The organism is Plesiomonas sp. ISS29 (assembly GCF_056522795.1).
In genome coordinates this window covers 2347735-2372573 of record NZ_JAWRZQ010000001.1, presented here as the reverse complement: position 1 = coordinate 2372573, position 24839 = coordinate 2347735, and the positions used below count along the sequence as shown (strand labels likewise).

At 46.7% G+C, this 24839-nt stretch carries 17 protein-coding genes; 11 read left to right on the top strand and 6 right to left on the bottom strand.

Annotation, left to right across the window (positions count from 1 at the left end; genetic code table 11):
• Positions 1–294: 294 nt before the first annotated feature.
• Positions 295–492 carry a hypothetical protein gene (locus AC1HDJ_RS10645; protein ID WP_479535797.1) on the bottom strand — a complete coding sequence of 66 codons (198 nt, stop codon included), beginning with the start codon at positions 490–492 and terminating at the stop codon, positions 295–297.
• A 540-nt stretch (positions 493–1032) separates the two neighbouring features.
• On the opposite strand from AC1HDJ_RS10645, the gene ylqF reads away from it, so the two are divergent.
• Both ylqF and AC1HDJ_RS10635 read left to right on the top strand, forming a co-directional pair.
• Entirely contained in the window at positions 1033–1950 is a 918-nt protein-coding gene (gene ylqF, locus AC1HDJ_RS10640) for a ribosome biogenesis GTPase YlqF (protein ID WP_479535796.1), read from the top strand.
• A gap of 264 nt (positions 1951–2214) precedes the next feature.
• On the top strand, positions 2215–3798 hold the full coding sequence (locus tag AC1HDJ_RS10635; protein WP_479535795.1) for a lytic polysaccharide monooxygenase: 1584 nt from the start codon (positions 2215–2217) through the stop codon (positions 3796–3798).
• 169 nt (positions 3799–3967) lie between these two features.
• Here AC1HDJ_RS10635 and metR read toward each other — a convergent pair whose 3' ends face one another.
• Entirely contained in the window at positions 3968–4882 is a 915-nt protein-coding gene (gene metR, locus AC1HDJ_RS10630) for an HTH-type transcriptional regulator MetR (protein WP_479535794.1), read from the bottom strand.
• A 102-nt stretch (positions 4883–4984) separates the two neighbouring features.
• On the opposite strand from metR, the gene metE reads away from it, so the two are divergent.
• Positions 4985–7294, top strand: a complete 2310-nt coding sequence (gene metE, locus AC1HDJ_RS10625; protein ID WP_479535793.1) for a 5-methyltetrahydropteroyltriglutamate--homocysteine S-methyltransferase — start codon at positions 4985–4987, stop codon at positions 7292–7294.
• Positions 7295–7480: 186 nt separating this feature from the next.
• On the opposite strand, the gene AC1HDJ_RS10620 is transcribed toward metE, so the two are convergent.
• The 3 genes from AC1HDJ_RS10620 to cadB form a co-directional block, all read right to left on the bottom strand.
• Positions 7481–7975, bottom strand: a complete 495-nt coding sequence (locus tag AC1HDJ_RS10620; RefSeq protein ID WP_438623399.1) for a metal-dependent hydrolase — start codon at positions 7973–7975, stop codon at positions 7481–7483.
• Between the two features lie 222 nt (positions 7976–8197).
• Positions 8198–10333 (bottom strand): lysine decarboxylase, encoded by a 2136-nt coding sequence (gene cadA, locus AC1HDJ_RS10615; protein ID WP_479535792.1) that lies wholly within the window; start codon positions 10331–10333, stop codon positions 8198–8200.
• 56 nt (positions 10334–10389) lie between these two features.
• Complete coding sequence (gene cadB, locus AC1HDJ_RS10610) at positions 10390–11712, bottom strand: cadaverine/lysine antiporter (protein WP_479535791.1); 1323 nt, start codon at positions 11710–11712, stop codon at positions 10390–10392.
• 538 nt (positions 11713–12250) lie between these two features.
• On the opposite strand from cadB, the gene AC1HDJ_RS10605 reads away from it, so the two are divergent.
• The 6 genes from AC1HDJ_RS10605 to rmf all read left to right on the top strand — a co-directional run bounded on the left by AC1HDJ_RS10605 (position 12251) and on the right by rmf (position 19683).
• Positions 12251–13498 (top strand): Nramp family divalent metal transporter, encoded by a 1248-nt coding sequence (locus AC1HDJ_RS10605; RefSeq protein ID WP_479535790.1) that lies wholly within the window; start codon positions 12251–12253, stop codon positions 13496–13498.
• Positions 13499–13687: 189 nt separating this feature from the next.
• A complete protein-coding gene (locus AC1HDJ_RS10600) occupies positions 13688–14686 on the top strand; it encodes a hypothetical protein (RefSeq protein WP_479535789.1) in 999 nt (332 codons plus the stop codon).
• 180 nt (positions 14687–14866) lie between these two features.
• Positions 14867–17005: a bifunctional 23S rRNA (guanine(2069)-N(7))-methyltransferase RlmK/23S rRNA (guanine(2445)-N(2))-methyltransferase RlmL gene (rlmKL, locus tag AC1HDJ_RS10595; protein ID WP_479535788.1), complete on the top strand. Its 2139-nt coding sequence runs from the start codon at positions 14867–14869 to the stop codon at positions 17003–17005.
• A gap of 92 nt (positions 17006–17097) precedes the next feature.
• A complete protein-coding gene (locus AC1HDJ_RS10590; RefSeq protein ID WP_479535787.1) occupies positions 17098–17334 on the top strand; it encodes a glutaredoxin family protein in 237 nt (78 codons plus the stop codon).
• The gene (locus tag AC1HDJ_RS10585; RefSeq protein WP_479535786.1) at positions 17321–19264 is read left to right on the top strand and encodes an ABC transporter ATP-binding protein; all 1944 of its coding nucleotides are present in this window, start codon (positions 17321–17323) and stop codon (positions 19262–19264) included. The genes AC1HDJ_RS10590 and AC1HDJ_RS10585 overlap by 14 nt, the downstream gene beginning before the upstream one ends.
• A 245-nt stretch (positions 19265–19509) precedes the next feature.
• Positions 19510–19683: a ribosome modulation factor gene (gene rmf / locus AC1HDJ_RS10580; RefSeq protein WP_438623391.1), complete on the top strand. Its 174-nt coding sequence runs from the start codon at positions 19510–19512 to the stop codon at positions 19681–19683.
• 346 nt (positions 19684–20029) lie between these two features.
• Here the strand turns inward: rmf and AC1HDJ_RS10575 are convergent, their stop codons facing one another.
• Positions 20030–20557 carry a DUF2062 domain-containing protein gene (locus tag AC1HDJ_RS10575; protein ID WP_479535784.1) on the bottom strand — a complete coding sequence of 176 codons (528 nt, stop codon included), beginning with the start codon at positions 20555–20557 and terminating at the stop codon, positions 20030–20032.
• A gap of 12 nt (positions 20558–20569) precedes the next feature.
• Between AC1HDJ_RS10575 and AC1HDJ_RS10570 the strand changes: the two genes are divergently transcribed.
• Complete coding sequence (locus AC1HDJ_RS10570; protein ID WP_479535782.1) at positions 20570–22963, top strand: DNA internalization-related competence protein ComEC/Rec2; 2394 nt, start codon at positions 20570–20572, stop codon at positions 22961–22963.
• A gap of 126 nt (positions 22964–23089) precedes the next feature.
• Positions 23090–24838 (top strand): lipid A ABC transporter ATP-binding protein/permease MsbA, encoded by a 1749-nt coding sequence (msbA, locus tag AC1HDJ_RS10565; protein ID WP_479535780.1) that lies wholly within the window; start codon positions 23090–23092, stop codon positions 24836–24838.
• Position 24839: the final 1 nt, after the last annotated feature.

The window sequence follows — 24839 nt, the reverse complement described above, 5'->3', positions numbered from 1 at the left end:
TTCAATAACCTATTTGTTTGTTAAGTGCGCGATTGAATAAAATGCATTTCTATGCATTTCTATGCATCAATAATCAATATTTCGTCTGTTCATCGCGTATGAGTGTGACCATTGAAAATATAGATACAGGTCACATTCAGTGTTTACCGTGACCATTATAGGCAGGAAAAAGCGATTTTCAAGCAATCTGAATCGATTCAGTAAACTAACCGCACTAACTGCTTTTATTTACACCGCGAAAAAAATCGTAAGGCAAGTGTATTCGATTGCCTTCACAAAATGTGCTGCGTGTGCTTAATCGTAAATATTACAGCGGTAAAGCGCATCGAAATACTGATCAATATTTTCAACGTTCAGTACATACGGATCACACAACCCAGATTGTCCGGTTGTGGTTTGATAGCCCGCGTTGAGCAAATAGCATACACACCAGATAATCAGTACTGTGTAGAGGATCTTCCTGATAAACATTTTGGTGCGTGTTCGTAGCATTTGTGCGCTCACTCAACAGGCTATCTGCTGTATTGGGGGGGTAAAGTCTTGGTGTTATCATATTCAAAACATACTCAGAGTCTGGTGTAGGCTCAACTCTTGGCTCTGATCATTTGGCATGGCTATTATAGGCATGGCTTTATGGTACGGTTTGAGACTACTCTTGAGTATCTTTCTATTCATATCTGTTTATATTCTCTATGTTAGATAAAAGTTTTAGATAAACAACCTTTAGCGATCAAATAATGTAAATAAAGTGTCAATACATTCATTGTGTAGACAATACGTGATTTACACCATATACAGCTTTATATGCAGAATGCTTGGTTTAATCAGCGTGAAACGATTACAATCGCCCGCTTTACGATATGAGCTCAGTTTGCTGAATACGTTCTCTTTCCTGCTTTCCCACTATAGGAATAATCCTCTCTTATTTGTAGGTACAAGCGCAGGTAGAGATGAGACCTGCGGCAAACAAGCATGATACGATAAATTTTAAGCCGCACCGGTAAGCACGCGGATTGACTGAGGAGTCTAAAAATGGCTATTAACTGGTTTCCTGGGCATATGCATAAAGCCCGTAAAGAGATCGCAGAGGTAATGCCTAATGTTGACCTTATTATTGAAGTACTTGACTCCCGTATTCCGTTTAGCAGTGAAAACCCGCTGGTGCCGGCGTTACGTGGTGACACGCCTTGCCTAAAAATTCTGAATAAATCTGACTTGGCTGACCCAGAAATCACCCAACAGTGGTTGGCGCATTTAGAAAAAGAGAAGGGCATTAAGGCGATAGCGTTAACACAGCAGCAGCCAGAGCAAATTCGTGCACTGCTTGATACTTGCGTAAAAATCGTGCCTAACCGTGGTGGTGACTACAAGCCGCTACGTGCATTGATATTGGGCATTCCTAACGTAGGAAAATCGACCTTAATCAATACACTGGCTGGCCGAATTATTGCAAAAACCGGTAACGAAGCGGGTGTAACCAAAATGCAACAGCGTATTAAGCTGGATAACAATATTATCCTGCATGATACTCCTGGGTTTTTGTGGCCAAAACTGACACCCGAAGCGTGTGGTTTTCGTTTAGCGATTACTGGTGCAATTAAAGATACCGTGATTGACCATGAAGAAGTGGCCATGTTTGCTGCTGAGTATTTTTTAGACGCATATCCTGAATTATTGAAGGCTCGTTTTCAGTTAACTGAATTACCAGAAAGTGATATTGAGCTGATGGATGCCATTGGTCGCCAGCGTGGTTGCTTGCGTCGTGGTGGTATCGCTGATTTGAATAAAGTGGCCAGTTTGTTATTGAATGAGTTCCGTACTGCAACTATTGGTCGGATCAGCCTTGAAACACCTGAGATGGTGATCCGCGAAGCAGAAGAAGAGCAGATAAAAGCAGAGCTTAAAGCGCAGCAAGATGACGGAAAAAAGAAGAAGAAAAAACGCAAATAGTGTTTGTGGAAAGCATATGCACACAGAAAAGAGCCGAAAAGGCTCTTTTTTATTTTGTGATCACTTGAGTGTGGGCTATTGAATGTAATTTTGGCTATTTTTTCATCAGTTACTCAAGCGGTCTCGCATATGTTTTAGCGTTGGCTACATTAAATTAACATTAAGCAAACAATCTGTGGTAATGGTGTTGCGGTTACGCTGATACATTGATCTCTCGCCGAGCTTCAATGTGGCTTCTACCTTTCACTCAACTCAGGATTGTGTATGCATAAAGGAACTGCTTTTTCTACGTTATCACTGGCGTTGTTACTCGCCGCACCCTCTTTAACCTTTGCACACGGGTATATGGAGTTTCCTGCCGCCAGACAGGAATTTTGTGATAAAGATGGCGGCTATTGGGATTCACAAAATGGCTCAACTATCCCTAATCTTGCGTGTCGTCAGGCTTACTTGCAATCAAGCTGGTATCCTTTTGTACAAAAACCTGAGTTTTCCAAGTTAGTCTCTAATTATAACGATCTGAATGCGGTCAAAACCGCTATTCCAGATGGGCGTTTATGCTCTGCTGGTGATGATAAAAAAGCCGGTATTGATCAACCTTCGCCTGATTGGAAAAAAACAACGATAGATTTATCAAAGGGTGGGAAAACAACGCTGCGCTTTATGGCTGCAACGCCGCACAACCCCAGTTTTTGGCAAATATTTCTGACAAAACAAGGGTTTGATTCTGCAACACAAAAACTGAACTGGGCTGATCTAGAGCTGATTGCCAGCTTTAATGATCTGCCGGTAACGGTGATTGACGGCAAAAAATATTACCAGATGGATGTACAGTTGCCGACAGGGCGCACCGGAAATGCGGTGTTATATACCCGCTGGCAGCGCGCTGATCCAGCTGGAGAGGGCTTTTATAACTGTAGCGATCTGAGCTTTGGTGGCGGTAGTGCTGTTGTTGCCCCGTGGCTAAATAAAGGCAGCTTCATTAAAGCAGGCCAAGATGCGAAAAGCGGGGAAACAGTTTGGTTTAGAATTTTTGATGCATCAGGTAAAGAGGTGGTGACTGAAACACTGACGCTGACCAGCAGCAATGAAACAGAATCAGTATGGGGGCAGCAGTTAGCCACCAAAGTGAACAATACGTACGCCAGTATAGTACAGGTTGGGGTGTTGGATAACAGCGATAAGGTGACTTATGCTTCTGGTGATTTATATACCAATCAGATATTTGTGAAGAATAAAGATTATACATATCAGTTGGATATTCGCACCGCAAACACAGCTCCGGTTGTGGCTGCACCCGCTAGTGTTAGCGTGGCGAGTGGCCAGTCGGTCAGTTTTGATGTGTCAGCTACTGATGCAAACGGTGATAAGTTAACCTTCACTTCGTCAGCAGGTACAGTGGTCACTGCTACCAATAAAGCGACTATCACCTATCAAGCACCTGTTTCAGCACAAGATCAAAGTGTGACCATTAATGTCACGGTTAGTGATGGTGTAAATAAGGTACTGCAGCCTGTAACCGTTAATATTAAGGGCACAGGTGCTACGCTGCCAACCACACCAAAAGCGTGGGATGCCAACAGTATCTACCAAGCCAATGATTTGGTCTCGTATAACGGAGCGCAGTACAAAGCTCAGTGGTGGACAAAAGGGGAAACGCCGGGAAGCAGTGCGGTATGGCTGAAAGTGACAACTGACAGTGGCTCGGCAACGGGGCCCGTAGCATGGTCGGCAGATATCGCCTATACCACCGGCCAGACAGTGGTTTATCAAAATAGCAGCTATAAAGCAAAATGGTGGACGAAAGGTGAAACCCCGACCACATCAGCGGCATGGCAGAAGCTGTAAATAGCGGAGTTATGTGCCTGCAAAGGCTAAAATAGCGCGTAATGTTACAGATTAGTATTGCGAAGAAGCGCTGGTTCACACAGGCATGCTAATTCAAATAAACGAAAATAAACCATAACACGGTAATATCGAAACTCTGTGTTATGGTTTTTTATCTCAATTCAGCAGGCTAGGCATTAATACTTTTAATACCTGGCAAGTGCCCCATTTGAGCACGGGTGCAGTGTAAGAAGTGCTGAATAGCTGGGTCGTGCTGTTCGTTGCAGCGTACTCCGGCATACAGCCTTCGCCATAACCCTTTTTCACCAATCGGGCGGGTACACAACAAGCCCTGCTGCTCTACATCAAATACTGCCCAGTGTGGCAGTGCAGCAACCCCCATTCCAGCGGCAACCATCTGAATTTGCAACAGCGTACTGTCTACCGTTTTCAGTTTTGGCTGAATATTCGCTGGTTGTAAGAAGCGCCGCCATGCATCCAAACGCTGTTTTTGTACCGGATAAACCAGCAATATTTCGGTTTCAAAATCAGCGGCAGAGAGCTCCGGTTTTTCGGCTAGCCGGTGTTGCGGTGAGATAATCCAGCGCATTTCAAAATCAAACAAGGGGGCAAAAAAGAGATCGGCTCTGGGCTGAATATCACTGGTGATCACAAGATCCAGCTCGCCCTGTGCCAGTAAAGGTTGCGGATCAAAAGTGGTTGCGGCGGTAAAGTTCAGATCGGTATGCGGCCATGAATCTTTAAACTGTGTTAGTGCCGGTGTCAGCCACTGTATACAGCTGTGGCATTCAATCGCCAACTTCAAACTCGCCCGAATCTGGATGTCATTAGCGGTAATTTGATTTTCGACATGCTGAATTTTTGGCAAGATCTCTTTAGCTAGCTGTAGTAGCAAAACGCCTTGTGCCGTGAATTTGATCGGTTGGCTTTTACGGATAAACAGCGGGTGCCCTAATCGTTGCTCAAGGTCGGCAATCTGGTGTGAGAGTGCCGATTGTGTTTGGTGTAACACTATCGCTGCACGGGTCAGGCTTCCCTGTTCATGTAAAACACTCAGGGTAGTTAAGTGGCGTAATTCGATCATGAATTCCCTTCATAATGCAGATGAACAACTTCCGGTTGTTGAGATCACTCTAACGGTCAATTATAGATGTGTAAACATCTGGATGGCCAAATGGAGAAGATTATGAGCATTATCAGTCATACCCTCGGATTCCCGCGTGTTGGTTTGCACCGTGAACTGAAAAAAGCACAAGAGCAGTATTGGGCCGGAGACATCAGCCAGCAAGCTCTGCTCGACACCGGTAAAACTTTACGTGCCAGACACTGGGCGGCTCAGAAAAACGCCGGTATCGATCTGCTGCCCGTAGGTGATTTTGCATGGTATGACCATGTTCTGACCACCAGTTTGCTGGTTGGCAATGTGCCGCAGCGCCATTTACGTGCCGATGGCCGAGTTGATCTTGATACCTTATTCCGCGTTGCCCGTGGCCGTGCTCCGAGTGGCCATCAGGCCGCTGCGGGTGAAATGACCAAATGGTTCAACACCAATTATCACTATATCGTGCCCGAGTTTTATCAGAATCAGCGTTTTTGCCTGACATGGACACAGTTGCTGGATGAAGTGGATGAAGCGCTGGCACTTGGCCACAAAATTAAACCGGTTCTGCTGGGGCCGTTAACCTATCTGTGGTTGGGCAAAGTTAAAGGTGATGCGTTTGATAAACTTAGCTTGTTGCCGGCACTGGTTACCGTGTACCAGCAGGTGTTGAGTTTGCTGGCACAAAAAGGAGTTGAGTGGGTGCAGATTGATGAACCTGCATTGGTGCTTGACCTCCCGTCTGAGTGGTTAAACGCTTATCACACCGCCTATACCACGTTGAGTAAAGCGCCGATTAAATTGCTGTTAAGTACTTACTTTGGCGGGATAAATCACAACCTTGCGGCTGTCGCCACACTGCCGGTTGCAGGTTGGCATCTTGATACTGTGCAGGGAAGTGATGATCTCTCAATACTGATAGCACAGTTGCCAAAAAATGCCGTGATTTCGCTCGGGGTTATCAATGGCCGCAATATTTGGCGGGCTGATTTGGCGGCTAAATGGCAGCAGTTGCAGCCATTATTGGCCTCGCTAGAGGGGCGTTTATGGCTCGGTACATCGTGCTCTTTATTACACTCACCGGTTGATGTTGAGGCTGAAACCAAGCTTGATCCTGAAATAAAAAGCTGGCTGGCGTTCGCACAGCAAAAGTGTCAGGAGCTGACACTTTTAACACAAGCGCTGAATCAACCAACAGATATTCAATTGCAGTCATTGCTGGTGGAGTACAGCGCACCGGTGCGCGCACGGGCAACATCAACACGGGTGAATAATCTGGCCGTTCAGCAGCGAGTTGCTGCGTTGCGTACTGAGGATGCAGAGCGTGCCGCACCTTATGCAGTGCGTGCGCAAGAGCAAAAACGGCGTTTCCCGTTACCGGCATGGCCGACGACAACCATAGGCTCTTTCCCGCAAACATCAGCGATTCGTACACTGCGGCGTGATGCAAAAAAAGGGCAGATCAGTGTAGCGCAGTATCAGGCTGGTTTGGAAACTGAAATTGCACGGGCTGTGTCAGAGCAGGAGCTTATCGGCCTTGATGTACTGGTGCACGGCGAAGCCGAGCGTAATGATATGGTGGAGTATTTTGGTGAGCTGTTAGAAGGGTTTGCCTTTACGCAAAATGGCTGGGTACAAAGCTATGGCTCACGCTGTGTTAAGCCGCCGATTGTGGTGGGTGATATTTCACGGCCGAATGCGATGACGGTGGAGTGGTCGGTATTTGCCCAGTCACTCACCAGTAAGCCGGTAAAAGGTATGCTGACCGGCCCTATAACACTGCTGTGCTGGTCATTCCCGCGTGAGGATATCAGCCGTAAGCAGATAGCTCTGCAGTTGGCACTGGCGCTGCGCGATGAGGTCACTGATCTGGAAACTGCCGGTATCGGGATTATTCAGATTGATGAACCGGCACTGCGTGAAGGTTTACCGCTGCGCGAGGCTGAGCATGCTGAATATCTGGCGTGGGCAGTACAAGCCTTTAAGATTTCAGCGGCAGGCTCGGCAAATGATACCCAAATTCACACCCATATGTGTTACTGCGAATTTAATGATGTGATTGACTCAATCGCTGCACTTGATGCCGATGTTATCACCATTGAAACCTCGCGTTCAGATATGGATCTGCTCGATGCATTTGAGCACTTTGCGTATCCGAATGAAATAGGGCCGGGAGTGTATGATATTCACTCGCCAAATATTCCGAGTGTCGAGTGGATGGAAGCGCTACTGCGAAAGGCTGCGGAAAAAATTCCAGCAGAACGTTTGTGGGTCAATCCAGATTGTGGGTTGAAAACCCGTGGTTGGGAAGAGACGCGTTTGGCACTGGTTAATATGGTGGATGCAGCCAAAAAGTTACGGGCCGAGTATAAGGTGAATGCGGATATCTCTGGTTAAGATATACCGGATTAAGTGATTAGGGTTAATTAGGCCCGTTAAATCTAAATGAAAAACAGAAAAAGCCATCAGGATATTACGCTGATGGCTTTTTTTGTGGCTTTGATCAGCAAGGGTATGTTGGTAAATAATCCGGCCACACTGATTTCATTGTGACAGCATTATGCTCTGTGTATTCATGAAAACTCAGTGTTTCCACCACAGCGATCCAGCCAGCAAGATCACACAGACAATGGTTTCCATATTACTGCCGGTACGAAAGCGCAGCAGTGGCAGTCGAAAACGCTGTTTTACCGGCCAAAACAGTGGAATACCGGCAGGAGTTAGTGCATCACCCAGAAGGTGGCTCATATAGCCAATCACCAGAGCATCAATCACACCGGGGGGGATCGGAATCGATGTTGGCCACTTGTGCAGTAAACACCATAAGCCGATAGCCACGGCCAGCAGGCTGTGGGTAAAGCCACGATGACCAAAAATTTTTGATATTGGGATAGAGATCCATCTCAGTTTTTGCCCCAACACCGAGCGGGGGTGATCAATATCAGGCAGTAGCGCGGTTGCTAGCGCAGCAGGCACGGCATGCCACCAATCGAGTTGGATCAATTCCGGGGTAAGCCCCGCTTTTTTAGCCAGTACGATGCAAGCAACAGAAAATAAGAGATGCCCTTGAGCAGTCATGGTTACGTCATTGAGTTATTGGTCATAATATTACTGTATATATTATCAGTAGAGCGGCAGATGTATAGAGGCGATGCGGTGATGAGGCAAAATAATGGTATTAACTTAGTCGTGCTGATGATGAAAAAGGGTAGTGTTGTATAAAAAAATAGACCCGCATGTTATGCGGGTCTATTAGATGTTGTTATACGGTAACGGCTGTTTGAGATTAACGCTTTATAGCTAACGTTTGAGTACGCTGACCATGTAACGTCCGTCAGCGTGCGGATGACAGCCGTGGATATCGGTTTCAAAGCCCGGATAGTGGCGGCCTATTTCAACCAGCATTTTTAAAAACTCCAGCACGGGTTTACTCTCTTCTGTTACCATTTCCCCCGGCATAATCAGAGGAACGCCCGGAGGGTATGGCAGGATCATGTTGGCGTTAATTTTGCCAACCATATCTTCCAGTGCTACCTCTTCGGTATTGCCTTGTAATACCTCTTGGAATGCCTGATAAGGTGGAACAATCATTTGTGGCAATACTTCAAAGGCGTGGAACATGATTTTCGGTAAATCGTGTTTAATGGTCAGTTTATGAATGCCTTGAGCGAGCTCTTGAATCCGCATATCGTTGTAGAATTGCGGGTCAGCGGCATACAGTGAAGGCAGCAGGTTCTTCACTTTTAAGTTCAGATCGTAACCGCGTTTGAAATCAGTCAGCCCGCGCAGCAGTTGCATAGCTTTGGGTTTATCTATGCCGATACTGAACAGAAACAGCATATTATACGGGCCAGTTTTCTCGACAATAATGCCTTGCTCATCAAGGAATTTAGAGACGAGTGCCGCCGGTATACCGCTCTCTTCCAGATTGCCATCTTTGTCCAGACCTGGGGTCAGAATAGTGACTTTAATCGGGTCGAGATACATGTGATCGGCATCGATATCTTTAAATCCGTGCCATTTTTCGTTCGGGCTGAGATTCCAGCACTCGGCATCTTGAATATCATCTGGTTGCCACACATCAAAGAACCAGCTGTCTGACTCTGCCCGCAACTTTTTGATCTCTTTACGAAACCGTACTGCACGCTGTACTGAAGAGTCAATCAGCAAGCGGCCGGTGTTACCTTTCATCATTGCTGCAGCAGTTTCGGTTGATGCAACAATGGCATACAGCGGTGATGTTGATGTATGCATCATGTAGGCTTCACTGAAAATCTCTTTATCAATTTCACCTTTCACATGAATCATTGAGGCTTGTGAGAATGCTGCTAGCAGTTTATGGGTTGATTGTGTTTCATAAATTACTTTACCGGTGACACCGCCACCACTCATGCCGTATTTACCTTTGTAAATAGGGTGGAAGTTAGTGTAGGGCACCCATGCACTGTCAAAGTGAATGAATTTGGTATCAAGGGTATCTTTGATAAAACCCGTGTTGTAGAGCAAACCGTCATAGGTACTGTTGGTGACTACTGCATAGATAGGCCACGTGGCATTGGGTGTGGCTTTTACTTTCGCTTCAATCACATCACGCTTAAATTCACTTTGTGGAATGCCACCTAAAATACCGTAGGCATTACGTGTCGGGCGAAAATAGAGTGGGGTGACATTGCTCATCATCATCAAATGGGTTAATGATTTATGGCAATTACGGTCAATCAACACGGTACTGCCAGAAGGCGCAGAGAACATACCCACAATTTTGTTGGCAGTTGATGTGCCGTTGGTAACGATATAACTGGCATCAGCGTTAAAAACTCGGGCAATATACTCTTCAGCTTCTTTGTGCGGGCCGGAGTGATCGAGCAGCGATCCGAGTTCTGATACTGAAATCGAAATATCAGACTTCAGTGTGTTTGCACCGTAAAAGTCGTAAAAAATGCTGCCGACAGGGCTTTTCAGATATGCTGTTCCGCCCATGTGTCCGGGGGTACAGAAGGTATATTTACCATCTTTAACGTATTTAAACAGCGCTTTGGTGAGCGGTGGTAATATACGGTCAACGTATTCATCGCGTTTTTGCTCTATTTTCATTGCAATATCATTTGCAATATCAAGATGATATTCAAAGAAGTTCAGATTTAAACGCAGATGGCCTAATTTAATATCCAACACTGAATTATTATTAGCGAACGCATGCAGTGGCAAGTTTTCATTCAGTGCGCTGATATCTTTGCATAGATCAAGCCCGTATTTATCCCAGTCAAATACTACTGCACAAACACGAGGGTTATTTTCAATGACTTTTAATAAATCTGCCGCATCGGAAGGATAAATAACATGAAATCCACGTTGTTGTAGCGCAATATCGAGCTCTTGCAGCGGGGCTTCTTTAAAATAAGCATCTACATTACTTAAAATGGCAACGATGTTCATTGCAGCTCCTTGGTATTCATTATTTAATTATCTAAATATCATCAGGTAAGCGGTAATTAAGACTGTGTTTGCCCAGCCGCACCACGTTTTGCGATTTTTCGGGTATAGAATATTAAAATAATCAGAGAAACAATAAATGTGCCGGCTAACGGAGCTTGTTCTGCACCTGCTAGAGCAACAAAGCAGAAGGCACTGCCTAATATTCCTGCAAGCATACTGAGCATATTTTTAGCGTTAGCACCTTCCATACGAATTAAGTTAATACAGGAGTAGAAGTAAGGCAGCATGGTTAACAGCACGGCAATACTGGTAATTTGGGTAAATAAGCTGGCGGCACTACCACCTTGCGAGCCTAAGAACGCCACCATAATCATCAGTACGGTCATTTTAATTGAGGCAAGAATCAGCCCTTTACGTGGAATGCCAGAAGCTGACATTTCGCCATATACTGCAGGGAAGTTACCATCACTGGCCGCACGCGCACCGGCCTGACCGACCAGCATCATCCAAGAACCGAGTGAGGTTAAACAGGCCAGTGCGGTAAACAATGAGACCACGGAGTTTGCCCAACCGCCGACCATTAATGATGCCGCCATACCAAAAGGTGCACCGGATTTTGCCAGTTCACTGGCGGGAAACATGCCGCTGATAGCCTGTGTCGCTGCAATGTAGATAACGCCTGCAAGGGCTGTACCCAGCATGGTAGCCATTGGAACGGTGCGTTTTGGGTTATCTACTAAACCGGTACTGACGGAAGCAGACTCTACGCCGATAAATGACCATAAGCAGAGAATAACCGCTTGAGTAATGGCTGTTGAGTCTGGTTTTGCCGATACGTTCCAACTTGTTGCGTATGTGGCCGGATCAAACCAGAACCAACCAAACAGCGCAGTGCCGACAACGGGAATAAGCACCAGCACAACGCCAATAGTGGTTAATCGGCTGACAAATCCACCACCGAGCAGGTTAACAAAGGTGAAAAACCATACAATGGCAATCGAGGCGATAGCCGCAGGAATATGCTCATTAAGAATTGGAAAGAAAGTCGAAAGATAGGAGACGGCGGTAATGGCAATGGCAAGGTTACCAATCCAGTTTGCATGGTAGTACAGCACGCCGGTTTGGAAGCCGAAAATAGGTGAAACCTCACCCGCGTAAGCAACTGGCCCGCCAGATTGTGGGTTGATTGTTGCCATTCGCGCATAAACATAAGCCAGCGCCAGTGCGCCAACCAGTGAAATAGCCCAGCTGTAAATGGTAATTGAGCCGTAAGAGGCAAGACTTGACGGTAAAAGCGCAATACCGCTTCCCATCATGTTACCTGCGACAAGGCCGGTACAGGCAATTAAGCCTATTTTTTTTGTATTTGCAGATGACATACATAAGCTCCGATTTCATATCTTACAGATACAACAATGCTTCTGAGGACAAATGCAGGTAACCTCAGGCCATTTCTTTTACGCATTTTATGTGTTGTTTACGTATCTATCTTGCTAAGTTGATGTGTTGCTTTGTTTATTTTGTGCTAGTGGTTATCCATTAAGTATAAATTATTTTTCGCTCTCAAAAGCGTGTACCAATAATCGTTTTTTTGCAAAGTAGAACTCGAATAAATAATGAAAATTGTCAGGTTTTTTTGTGTCTTATTGTCGTGTTTTTTGTGTGGTTGTATTACTTGGATGTGCGAAGCGTACAAAATATGTCTATAGTTACACTTGGTTATGAAATTAAACAAAAAAACAGAACCGATTATTATCCCTCACGTTTATGCTTTTATCTCTTCATCAGCATCAGTTAAAAAACGATGCTCTTGTACAACAGCGTATAGATTTAAACATTAATGAAAATGTGGCTACAAAAAATTGTATACACGTTAAAAGAGTAGGCAGTAGGCTTTTTATGGTTTGGTGGGGCTAAATGGAAAATGACCAAATTGCAGTAACAAAAAACAGACATCCGCGTTTTGCTTTAACGCTGATGGGGCCTGCCTTTATCACTGCAATTGGTTATATTGATCCGGGTAACTTTGCTACCAACATACAAGCCGGATCTGCATATGGTTATACCCTACTGTGGGTTGTGGTTGTATCAAACATTATGGCAATGCTGATCCAGTTATTATCGGCAAAGTTAGGTATTGCTACTAACAAAAATCTGGCTGAGCACTTGCGTGATAGCTTACCAAAAGTGTGTGTATGGGGTTATTGGGTACAGGCCGAAATCATGGCAATGGCCACTGATCTGGCTGAATTTATTGGTGCTTCTATCGGGTTTAAACTGTTATTGGGTGTCAGTTTGCTTGAAGGGGCAATATTGACCGCCATTATCAGTACATCTATTTTGCTGGTGCAAAGCCGTAATCCCAAATACCTTGAATTGGTTATCGGCGCGTTTTTATTGTTTGTAGCAGTCGCTTATTTGATTGAACTAAAATTTGTTCACCCCGACTGGGCGCTGGTGGCGAAAGATTCATTCTGGCCTGATGAGCCGAATAATGATGCTATTTATCTTTCGGCCGGTATTCTTGGTGCAACCATTATGCCGCATGTTATTTACCTGCATTCAGCGCTGACCCAGCGGCAGGGTGATCCCACCACCGCACATACAGATCCCGAGCAAAAGCGGCTGCACTATCGCTCTACACGGCTTGATGTGGCTATTGCCATGACCATTGCTGGATTTGTAAATATGGCAATGGTTGTTATGGCGGCTGCAACGTTTCATTTAAGCGGCCACCCAGAAGTGGCTGATCTTGAAACGGCTTATAACACCTTAACGCCTTTGCTTGGGAAAGCTGCGTCGGTCATTTTTGCCCTGAGCCTGATTGCCTCTGGTTTATCGTCAACCGTGGTGGGTACATTGGCTGGCCAAGTGGTCATGCAGGGTTTTACACATCTGAAAATTCCATTATGGGTGCGCAGAGTCATTACCATGCTTCCGGCATTTGTGGTGATTATTATCGGCTTAAACCCGAACTCTATTTTGGTGTTGAGCCAAGTAGTGCTGAGTTTTGGCATTGCTTTTGCTTTGATCCCGTTATTGGTTTTTACCGGCCAGCGTGCATTGATGGGGGAGTTGACCAACAGCAAAATCATGCAAGGGATAGGTGCGGTGATTGTTGTACTGGTGATTGCGCTAAATATTTTCCTGCTAGCAACATCGTAATACTTTTGGGTAGGGATAATTTCAAACGCTGATGGCATATCCAGCATTAATACCAATAAAGTGATGTAACTTTATACAAAAAAACGGATATATGGCTAAATCCACAGTATAAAACTGCAAACTTGATCTAGGGCGGCTATAATCAGCGCCCAATGTTCTCTTTTTTTTGATTTTATGCTGTAACCACTCATGACAACACATACCCAAGTACCGGTAAGGTATCCGAAAGAATGGTTTGCTTTAACCATTGTGTACAGTTTTACCGGTGCCGCAATTTTAGCGTCGATTATCTTTTCCCTTTTACTGTTTTTGTCGATAGACGACAACCCGATGATGAAGTGGTTGTTCGGTGCATTGGCTGTTATTTTTGAATTGGGGAAATTTTATGTCTGGTACGAGTTTGGTGAACGGCGTTCACGCCGAGATCTGAGTGGCGCACTGTCAGCCCTGTTTTTTTATACCATTTTGGCGATGATTTCGATTGGCGGCAGTATTGGTGGAATCAACAGCGCAACCAATACCGCCCTGAATGTTGAAGCTCAGCATCAGCGCGAAGTTGCCCGTTACGATGAGCAAATTGCCTCAATTGACCGGCAAATTCAGCTCAATGAAACTGCAGCAATGAAGTACATTGAGCTGGATCGTATCTCCAGAGGCGTGAAAAGCATGCAAGATGCCAACTCGGCACTGCGTTTGCAGCAAGATGCCCTGCGTCAGGAGCGCGATGCCCAGCCGGTGAGTGAGCAATCCTCAATGCTGGGGCTGATGAGCAGCCTGGCCGAAGGTATGCACCTCTCCACATCCCAAGTACAGTTTGTTTTAGTCTGTTTTCTTTCGCTGTTATTAGATGTGTTTGCCGCATTTTTTGTTGGCTTAATTGGTGAAGAGAGCCGTTTTCGCCGTAAATGGGCGGCAACGCAGCGTACATTACCCACTTCGTTGGCAGAGCCTGAAGTACAAGAGGTTACTGCTGTGGCTGAACCCCAAGTAGAAGCTATCGCTCTTAGCCCGTTTGAGCGGGTACGTGAAGGCCTACTGGCTGGGCATATTAAGTGCAGTAAAAAGCACGTAGCCCAGCATTTACAACTGCCTGTTGAACAGGTAGACAGTATTTTCCAGCAGCTAGTGTCTGAGGGTGTGCTGGGGCAGCGGCCCAATCGGCATTATCATTTGTGTGATACGTTGTAAGCTTGGCAATATTATTGGTTTTTGTTTTATTAAAAGCGCCTACGGGCGCTTTTTGGTGTCTGGCGATAAAGCACCTTGTGGGGTACGACAGACAATTCCGCTCCAGTGCGTTTATTCAACGGACTTTACGTTGTGATATGCGTATAATGGACAACAATTTTTCTTGAAATCAGAGTCACGATGAAATCATTGTTCGCAACAACTGCCCGGGGATTGGAAGAACTGCTGAAAACTGAGCTGGAAAGCTTAGGCGCACAGGAGTGTAAACTGACGCAAGGCGGCGTTCATTTCAAAGGTTCTGTTGAAATAATGTACCGCAGCATGATGTGGAGCCGTTTGGCTTCGCGTATTTTACTCCCGTTGGCCACATTTAAAGTTTTCAGTGAGTTAGACTTATACCTCGGTGCAGGCAGTGTGAACTGGCAAAATATCTTTGATGTTAAGGATACCTTTGCCGTTGATTTTACCGGAACAAACGATGAGATCCGTAACAGCCAGTTTGGTGCGGTGCGGGTTAAAGATGCCATTGTTGACCACTTCAGCCGTAAAGTAGGTGATCGCCCGAGCGTTGAACGTCAGGATGCCGATATCCGTATCAACGTTTATTTGCACAAAGAAGAGGCCGTACTTTCTCTGGATTTGTGCGGCGCAAGTCTGCACCAGCGTGGTTATCGTGATCGCACCGGTGCTGCACCGCTTAAAGAGAATCTGGCGGCTGCATTGGTGCTGCGTTCTGGCTGGAAAATTGGCACACCGCTGGTCGACCCAATGTGCGGTTCAGGCACCCTGCTGATTGAAGCGGCGATGATGGCTTCCGATATGGCACCGGCGTTGTGGCGCGAGCAGTGGGGCTTTTTGGCTTGGAAAGGCCATGATCGCGATGTCTGGAAAGCGATTCGTGATGATGCACAAGTGCGCGCGAACAAGGGCGTCAGCAAAACAGCACCGCTGTTTTTTGGTATCGATAATGATCAGCGCGTGATTGATCGCGCCCAAACTAACATTCGCAATGCCGGTTTAACCAGCCTGATCAGCTTAAAGCGTGCTGATGCTGTGGCGCTGACTAACCCACTGAGTCCGGCACAAAAAGCTGAAAACTTGCGTGGCACGGTGCTATCTAACCCACCTTACGGTGAGCGTTTAGGCTCAGTGCCGGCTCTGATTGCACTGCACACCGTATTTGGCCGCCGTTTGAAGCAAGAGTTTGGTGGCTGGCGTGTATCGCTGTTTAGCGGTGCGCCAGAGCTGCTAAACTGCCTGCAAATGCGTGCAGAGCGTCAGTTTAAAGCGAAAAACGGCCCGCTGGATTGTATCCAGAAAAATTACCAAATTGCAGAGCAGCAGCAAGACAACAGCGCACGCAGCCTAAAAGGTGCGGAAGATTTTGCCAACCGCTTGCGTAAAAATATTAAAAAGCTCGACAAATGGGCCTCAGACGAAGGTCTGGAAGCGTACCGTTTATATGATGCTGACTTGCCTGACTACAACGTTGCGATTGATCGTTATCTTGATCATATCGTGATCAACGAATACGCCGCGCCTAAAGAGATCGAAGAGCAAAAGGCACGTCATCGCCTGTTTGATTTGGTTGTCGCCGTGCTTGATGTTACCGGTGTTGAAGCCGATAAAGTGATTTTGAAAGTCCGCGAGCGCAAAAAAGGCACATCTCAATACGAGAAAATGGCCGCGCAGGAAGATTACTTTGTGGTTCACGAATATGGCGCAAGCTTATGGGTAAACCTGACAGACTATCTAGATACCGGCCTGTTCCTTGATCACCGCTTAACCCGCCGTATGCTGGGGCAAATGGCGAAAGGGAAACGCTTCCTTAACCTGTTTGCTTACACAGGTACGGCAACAGTACATGCTGCTTTAGGTGGCGCAAGCAGCACCACAACGGTAGATATGTCAAATACCTACCTGAACTGGGCCGAGCAAAACCTGAACCTTAACGATATCCGTGGTGAGCACCGTTTAGTGCAGGCCGATTGCCTGCGCTGGCTGGAAAATGCCGATGAGCAGTTTGACCTGATCTTTATTGACCCGCCAACGTTCTCAAACTCAAAGCGTATGGATGAGTCATTTGATGTGCAGCGTGATCATTTGAAACTGATGCAAAATCTGCAGCGTTTGCTCAGTGATGATGGCGTGATTGTGTTCTCAAACAACAAACGCGGATTCAAAATGGATATGGAAGGCTTGGCTGCATTGGGTCTGGATGCTGATGACATTACCAATCTGTCATTATCACCTGATTTTGCGCGTAACCGCCAGATCCATAACTGCTGGATTGTGAAACACTGCGAACAAACTGCCTAACGTACAGACGTTGAGCCGATAAAAAAGCCCGCAGATTGCGGGCTTTCAAGTGATACGCCTCTACTGAAAACCAAAGGACAACAGGGTTGCAGATGCGATACCGACTTTACCACACGGAATATTGTCATCTCTGTGAGATGGCGTGGGAGATGATTTTGCAATGCGGTACAGCGCCGCATTGCCAACGTATTGATATTGCCGGACATGAATCATTGGAAGCCCGTTATGGCATCCGGATCCCCGTCTTATGCGATTTAGCTGGCCGAGAACTTGGCTGGCCCTTTGACTTAACGCAATTACAGGAGTGGTTAGCCAATGGCGCTGATTAACCTCACCGGTGCATACCTCTCTTACAGCGATGCACCGCTACTTGATCATACTGAACTACACATTGAACCGAACGAACGTGTCTGTCTGGTTGGCCGCAACGGCGCGGGCAAATCGACACTGATGAAAGTGTTGGCCAGCGAACAAAAGCTTGATGATGGCCGTCTGCAAGTGCAACAAGACGTAGTGATCTCGCGTTTGGAACAAGATCCACCGCGTAATGCAACCGGCAGCGTTTTTGACTACGTTGCTGAAGGTGTAGAGCATGTTGCCACCTTACTTAAAGATTACCATGTCATTTCTCAACTGGTGTGCAGTGACCCGTCAGAGCAAAATCTGAATAAAATGGGAAAACTGCAAGAAGCACTTGATCACTGCAATGGCTGGATGTTTGAAAGCCGCATCCATCAGGTGATGGAACAACTGAACCTGCAAGAAGATATGGCACTGTCTGAACTTTCGGGTGGCTGGCTGCGTAAAGCGGCACTGGCGCGTGCACTAGTTTGTGCACCCGATGTTCTGCTGCTCGATGAACCCACCAACCACCTTGACGTGGATACCATTCGCTGGCTGGAGACTTTCCTAAAAGAGTTTAAAGGCAGCATTATCTTTATCTCGCATGACCGTGCATTTATCCGCAATATGGCCACCCGTATTGTTGATCTTGACCGTGGTGCACTGGTGTCATGGCCGGGCGATTACGATAAATATCTGGAAGGCAAAGAAGAAGCCCTGCGGGTAGAAGAGCAGCAAAATGCCGAGTTTGATAAAAAACTGGCACAAGAAGAGGTCTGGATCCGTCAGGGGATCAAAGCCCGTAGAACACGTAATGAAGGCCGTGTTCGCGCCCTCAAAGCTCTGCGCCGTGAGCGTTCAGAGCGTCGTGAAGTCATGGGATCAGCAAAAATCCAAATTGAAGATGTATCGCGTTCCGGCAAAATTGTCTTTGAACTGGAAAATGCCTGCTACGAAGTGGATGGCAAAATTCTGCTCGATAACTTCACCTCACAGATTATGCGTGGTGATAAAATTGCACTGGTCGGTGCGAACGGTTGCGGTAAAACCACATTAATCAAATTGTTGTTGGGCGAGATCCAACCAACATCTGGCCGTGTACATTGCGGAACCAAACTGGATGTTGCCTACTTTGACCAGTACCGTGCCGAGCTTGACCCTGAAAAAACCGTGATGGATAACGTTGCAGAAGGGAAGCAAGAAGTCATGTTTGGCGGTAAACCACGCCATATTCTGGGCTATCTGCAAGATTTCCTGTTTCACCCACGCCGCGCTATGACACCGGTAAAAGCGCTGTCGGGTGGTGAGCGTAACCGCCTGTTGCTGGCAAAATTACTGCTAAAACCGAATAACCTGCTGATCCTCGATGAACCTACCAACGATCTCGATATTGAAACGCTTGAGCTGCTCGAAGAGATCTTGGCTGATTATCCGGGCACTCTGCTGCTGGTTAGCCATGATCGCCAGTTTGTCGATAATACCGTTGGTAGTTGCTGGATGTTTGAAGGTGATGGGCATGTTGCCGAGTATGTCGGTGGTTACCATGATGCACGTTTGCAGCAGGAAGCGACACATGCCACACGTGCCACGCAGAAAGCGGTATCGGTAAAAGCGGCATCTGCCGAACCGAAAACGGCAAGCAATGGTAATGCGGAGAGTGCTCAACCGGCACGTCGCTCTGCGAGTGCGCGTCTGAGTTACAAGCAGCAGCGTGAACTTGATGAGTTGCCTGCGCAACTAGAGAAACACGAAGTTCGTATTGCTCAATTGCAAGAAATCATGAATGACCCTGATTTTTTCCTGAAATCGCACGAAGAAACAACGCCTGTTTTAAATGAATTGGCCGAAGTAGAGCAAATGCTCGAAATAACATTTGAGCGTTGGGAAGAGCTGGAAAATCTAAAAAACAACGTTTAGTAAAGGATAACCTACTGAAATAGTGTGGGTTGTTTAGCAAAACTGTCATGAGGCCATCATATTTTCGCTGTAAGGTGCAAGGTATGATGGCCTTTTTGTATGTAATGAACCTGAGTATCGCATCACAAAAATGACATTGGCCTGATTTTTGCGCGTTGAATTTGCCCCGTTATTGTCCGATTCTTAATGGTGAGGGGTGGATAACCTCTCATCGAGGCTTCCGTACCAACACGAGGAAAACCGGAATGAAGAGACAAAAACGGGATCGTTTAGAACGTGCTCATTCACGTGGTTACTTTGCTGGATTAGAAGGGCGTTCGAAAGAGCTTTGTCCATATCAAACTCTTGATGCACGATCACATTGGCTGGGCGGTTGGCGCGAGGCTATCGATAACAGAACATCAAACGGCATGAAGTAACTGCCGGTATAAGGCCTGTATAACGAAGACTAGACAGTATCGTTATTGGAAACCATTATAATTACGCTTGGCTCTGCGAGAGACGACTACAGTAGCGGTAAAAACTGTACATAAGCGTTACCTATAAACGGTAAGAACAGCGTATAACATCACGCAATGTTCAGCGGGCTAGATAGAGATAACGGGCACTCATTGAGTGCCCTTTTTGCTGTGCGGTGGTGCGAAGAAAATGGGCGCACACATTTCTACATCTCGTGCAATTGGCACGCTTCACACAATAAAACACACATAAAGACGATGATAAAATAAGTCGGTTTTATGCCTGTGTGAGGATAAATCCGAGAGGTTATTGTGCGGTATTTCGCATAGCAAGACGACGCTTTTTCCAGTTACGGGTAACCGTATAACGCCAGATCCCTCGGATAGAGAAATAACCGATAAATGCTGCCACTGTGCCGCAGATAAAACTGCCGAATAAGAAGGGGATAAACAGCGTATCAAACTGTGTCATTACCCACTCCATTGAGAAGTGCAGCTTTCCCTCATAATGCGGCGTGCCTAAGAACCATGACCCGACTTTATACGCACAGTAAAAAATGGGTGGCATGGTGATAGGGTTGGTCAGCCAGACTAATGCGACAGAAAGTGGTAAATTCACCCGCAATAAAATAGCGCCACAGGCCGCCAATAACATCTGGCATGGCAAAGGAATGAATGCAACAAACAAACCGACAGCAAAAGCGCCGGAAGCAGATCGACGATTTAAATTCCACAAGTTGGCATGGTGTAACCAACGGCTGAGAATGCTCAGACTCTTATGAGCACGAATAGACTCCTGCGACGGGAGATACTTTTGAATCAGCTGCTTTAACATGGCCATACACCGTTGAAACGATTTTTAATTGTAGACAGTGCCGCATTGGCAATCATTGCCGGTATTTTACCGTTAATTTGGCTCACTGCATTACCCTCTTGGCTCGCGTTGGTAGGGATATTTCCCGTTATTCTTTTATTGTTACTGGGACGAACCCCACTGCTTTTTAACCTACTAATTGTAGGGGCATCCTTTATAGTAGCAACCACAACGGCGCGTCAATTTCAGAGTGATATTACACAGATAAAATATGATGGCGGCTATATTAGCATAACTGCGCAAATAGAAAGCCCTGAACTGTTCGGTACAGATAATAAACACATACTGGCACGAGTAACCTCAATAGAAGGAAAACATCAGGCGTTTTTAGCACGCTTATCGTGGAAAAATGCACCGCCTTTGCTGGCCGGCGAACAGTGGCAATTTACGGCAAAATTATACCCGTTGTCTGCACAAATCAATCAGGGCGGGTTTGATGTTCAGCGCTGGATGATTTCAAGCCATATACAGGCCACCGGCATGATTAAAACCGGTCACCGGTTGGCCGGTGAAAGTTCGTTACGCCAGCGTTTAATAACACAATCTATTAAACAGATGAAGAAATTGTCTAATGCCGATGTGCTGGTGGCGCTGGCATTTGGTGAACGGGCTTTGATCAGCGATAGCCGCTGGCAGATATTCCAGTACAGCGGCATTGCCCATTTAATGGCTATTTCTGGCCTGCACGTGATGTTTGCCGGTTTGTGCGGCTTTATGTTGATGCGTATGGCACAGTATCTGTTGCCCGCGCACCGTATTAAACCAGCCATCCCCTTATTTGCGATGGGGTTGGCAGCAGTTGTATATGTGTGGATTGCCGGCTGGGCTCTGCCCGCTGAGCGTACGCTACTGGCCATGCTGCTGGTGATGCTTGCCCGTTATGGCCAGTGGCAGTTGCGACCTGTCACACTGCTGCTCTGTGTTATGGCGATGCTGTTGTTGTACGATCCGCTAACCGTGTTATCCGACAGTTTCTGGCTCTCTTGTCTGGCGGTGACAGTGCTGATGATATTGGGGCATTTTTTCCCGTTACCCGTGGTGTTGCGCCGCCGTATTTGGCTACGCATTCCGGCTGAATGGGTACATGTTCAAATCGGGTTGACACTACTGCTTGCACCGGTGCAGTTAGCCATGTTCCATGGCATCCCCCTGCACAGTTTTCTGGCTAACCTGATTGCCATTCCGCTGGTGACCTTTGTCACCGTTCCACTGATTTTGGCCGCCCTGCTGATGGCCGGCTTTCCCACTCTGGCCTCAGTCTGCTGGGCGTTGGCTGATAAGACAATCACGCTGTTGTGGCAGGTAGTAACACCGCTTGCCAGCCAATGGCACTGGTTGCCACAGTGGAGTATTACACTCAGTATTATCCTCTTTACCACACTCTTTTTATGGCGATTATATCTGTATCGTACAATGCCTGTATTTAGCCTGCTGTTGCTAGGGGTGATCGCAGCGCCGCTATTTACACTTTCACCGCGCTGGCGGGTTGATATGCTCGATATCGGCCAAGGGTTAGCGGTAGTGTTGAGCCGTAACGGGCATGCCATTGTGTATGATACCGGAAGTAGCTGGCGGGGCGGCAGTATGGCAAAAAGCCAGATACTGCCCTTTTTACACTGGCAGGGGTGGGTGCTTGATGGTGTGATTCTTTCACATCAAGATAATGATCATGCTGGCGGGCTGGACGATCTGCTGAATGCTTTTCCGCGTGCTTGGGTGCGCAGCTCCGGCACAATTTACGTTGCCGAGCAAAATAGCAAAAACAATAAAAATCATTCGGGGGATGCAAGCACACATCTGGCTAAAATATCTAAAACCTCTGCCGCGCCGGTTATTCGTAGCGGAAGTTGCCACCGAGGTAACCGCTGGACATGGCAACAGTTAGGAATAGAAGCCGTTTGGCCGTTAACACAGGTGGACAAAGCAGGTAATGCAGACTCCTGTACACTTTTGGTGACTGACGGTACATTTCGCCTTTTACTGACCGGTGATATTGAAAAAGCAGGGGAGCAAGCACTACTGAATCTGGGTGATAATTTGCAGGCCGATATAATGACCATTCCGCACCACGGCAGCCGGACATCATCAACCACCGAGTTTTTGCAGGCAGTGAACCCTGATTATGCGCTGGTGTCTGCTGGGCGTTTTAATCAGTGGCATCACCCCCGTACAGATATTATTGCGCGTTATCGCCAGCAGCAAATTAGCGTGCTCGATACCATCGCATCTGGGCAAATCACTGTGTTTTTCTATAATAAAAAATACCAGATAAAGCGCTATCGGCAGGATATATCACCCACATGGTATCACCAGCAGTTTGGCTCTTTTGTAAATAACCGCTCAAAAGACAAACAAACTGCCCGATGATTAGGCATATTACTGTGCGTTAAGACAATGAAGTGGGTATCTCAGTACCAGATAAACATGTTCAATTTGGCTGACTCCGTGCAAACAGAGTAGAATAGCGTTAATTGTAATAAGTAGGCTAAATACATGCTGAATGATAAAGACCTAACAACGTGGCAAACATTTCGCCGCCTCTGGCCGATGATCAAACCTTTCCGTTTGGGTCTGATTGTGGCGGCCATTGCGCTGATTATTAATGCCGGTACCGATACGGCGATGATATCGCTACTCAAACCGTTGTTGGATGATGGCTTTGGCAATGCCGATACCAGTTTCCTAAAAATTATGCCTTTTGCGCTGTTTGGCTTGATGCTGCTGCGCGGTATGACCAGTTTTGTCTCGAACTATGGCCTGTCGTGGGTATCGGGTAAAGTGGTTATGCACATGCGTCAGCGTCTGTTTAAACACATGATGCACATGCCGGTTTCATTTTTTGACAAGCAATCAACCGGAACATTGCTCTCGCGTATTACCTATGACTCTGAACAAGTTGCTTCATCATCATCAGGTGCATTGATTACGGTGGTGCGTGAAGGTGCGTATATCATCGGCTTGCTGGGGATGATGTTTTACAATAGCTGGCAGCTTTCGGTGATCCTAGTGGTTGTCGGGCCGATTGTGGCGATGGCTATTCGGGTTGTATCACGCCGTTTTCGTAAACTCAGTAAAGATATGCAAAACACCATGGGGCATGTTACTGCCTCGGCTGAGCAGATGCTAAAAGGCCACAAAGTGGTACTGAGTTTTGGTGGCCAAGCGGTAGAGGGCAAGCGTTTTGACGAAGTCAGTAACCGCATGCGTCAGCAATCAATGAAAATGGTCACTGCCACCTCAATTTCAGACCCGCTGGTGCAGATTATTGCCTCAAGTGCCTTGTGTATGGTGCTTTATGTGGCCTCAATGCCTGATGTTATGGCCACCTTGAGTGCGGGTACTATCACCGTCGTGTTTTCATCGATGATGGCAATGTTGCGCCCGCTTAAATCACTCACAAATGTGAATGCGCAGTTCCAGCGTGGTATGGCCGCCTGCCAAACGCTGTTCACCATTTTGGATATGCAGCCTGAAAATGATCAGGGTACGCGTAGCGTTGAGCGTACGAAGGGTGATATTGAGTTCCGTAATGTTACTTTCACCTATCCAACTAAAGAAAATCCTGCGCTGAAAAATATCAGTTTTACCGTACCTGCGGGGAAAACGGTGGCACTGGTTGGGCGTTCTGGCTCGGGAAAATCAACCATCGCAAACTTACTGACCCGTTTTTACGATATTCAGTCGGGCGAGATCCTGATGGATGGGCATGAGTTACGCGAATACAAGCTGGCTGATCTGCGTAATCAGGTTGCACTGGTGTCCCAACAAGTTCACCTGTTTAATGACACGGTAGCCAACAACATCGCTTATGCCCGTACCGAGCAATATAGCCGTGAGCATGTTGAGCAGGCTGCTGAGATTGCGCATGCGGCTGAGTTTATCCAGAAAATGGACCAAGGCTTTGATACGGTGGTCGGCGAAAACGGCGTGCTGCTTTCCGGCGGTCAACGCCAGCGGATTGCCATTGCGCGTGCGTTGCTGCGTGATTGCCCTATTCTGATCCTTGATGAAGCAACCTCGGCGCTAGATACCGAATCAGAGCGTGCTATTCAGTCAGCATTAGATGAGCTGCAAAAAAACCGTACTGCACTGGTGATTGCGCACCGCTTGTCGACAATTGAAAGCGCCGATGAAATTTTGGTGATTGACGAAGGTGAGATTGTTGAGCGTGGCCAGCATGCCGAGTTACTGGCAAAAGAGGGCGCTTATGCTCAGCTGCACAGAATGCAGTTTGGGGTGTAAG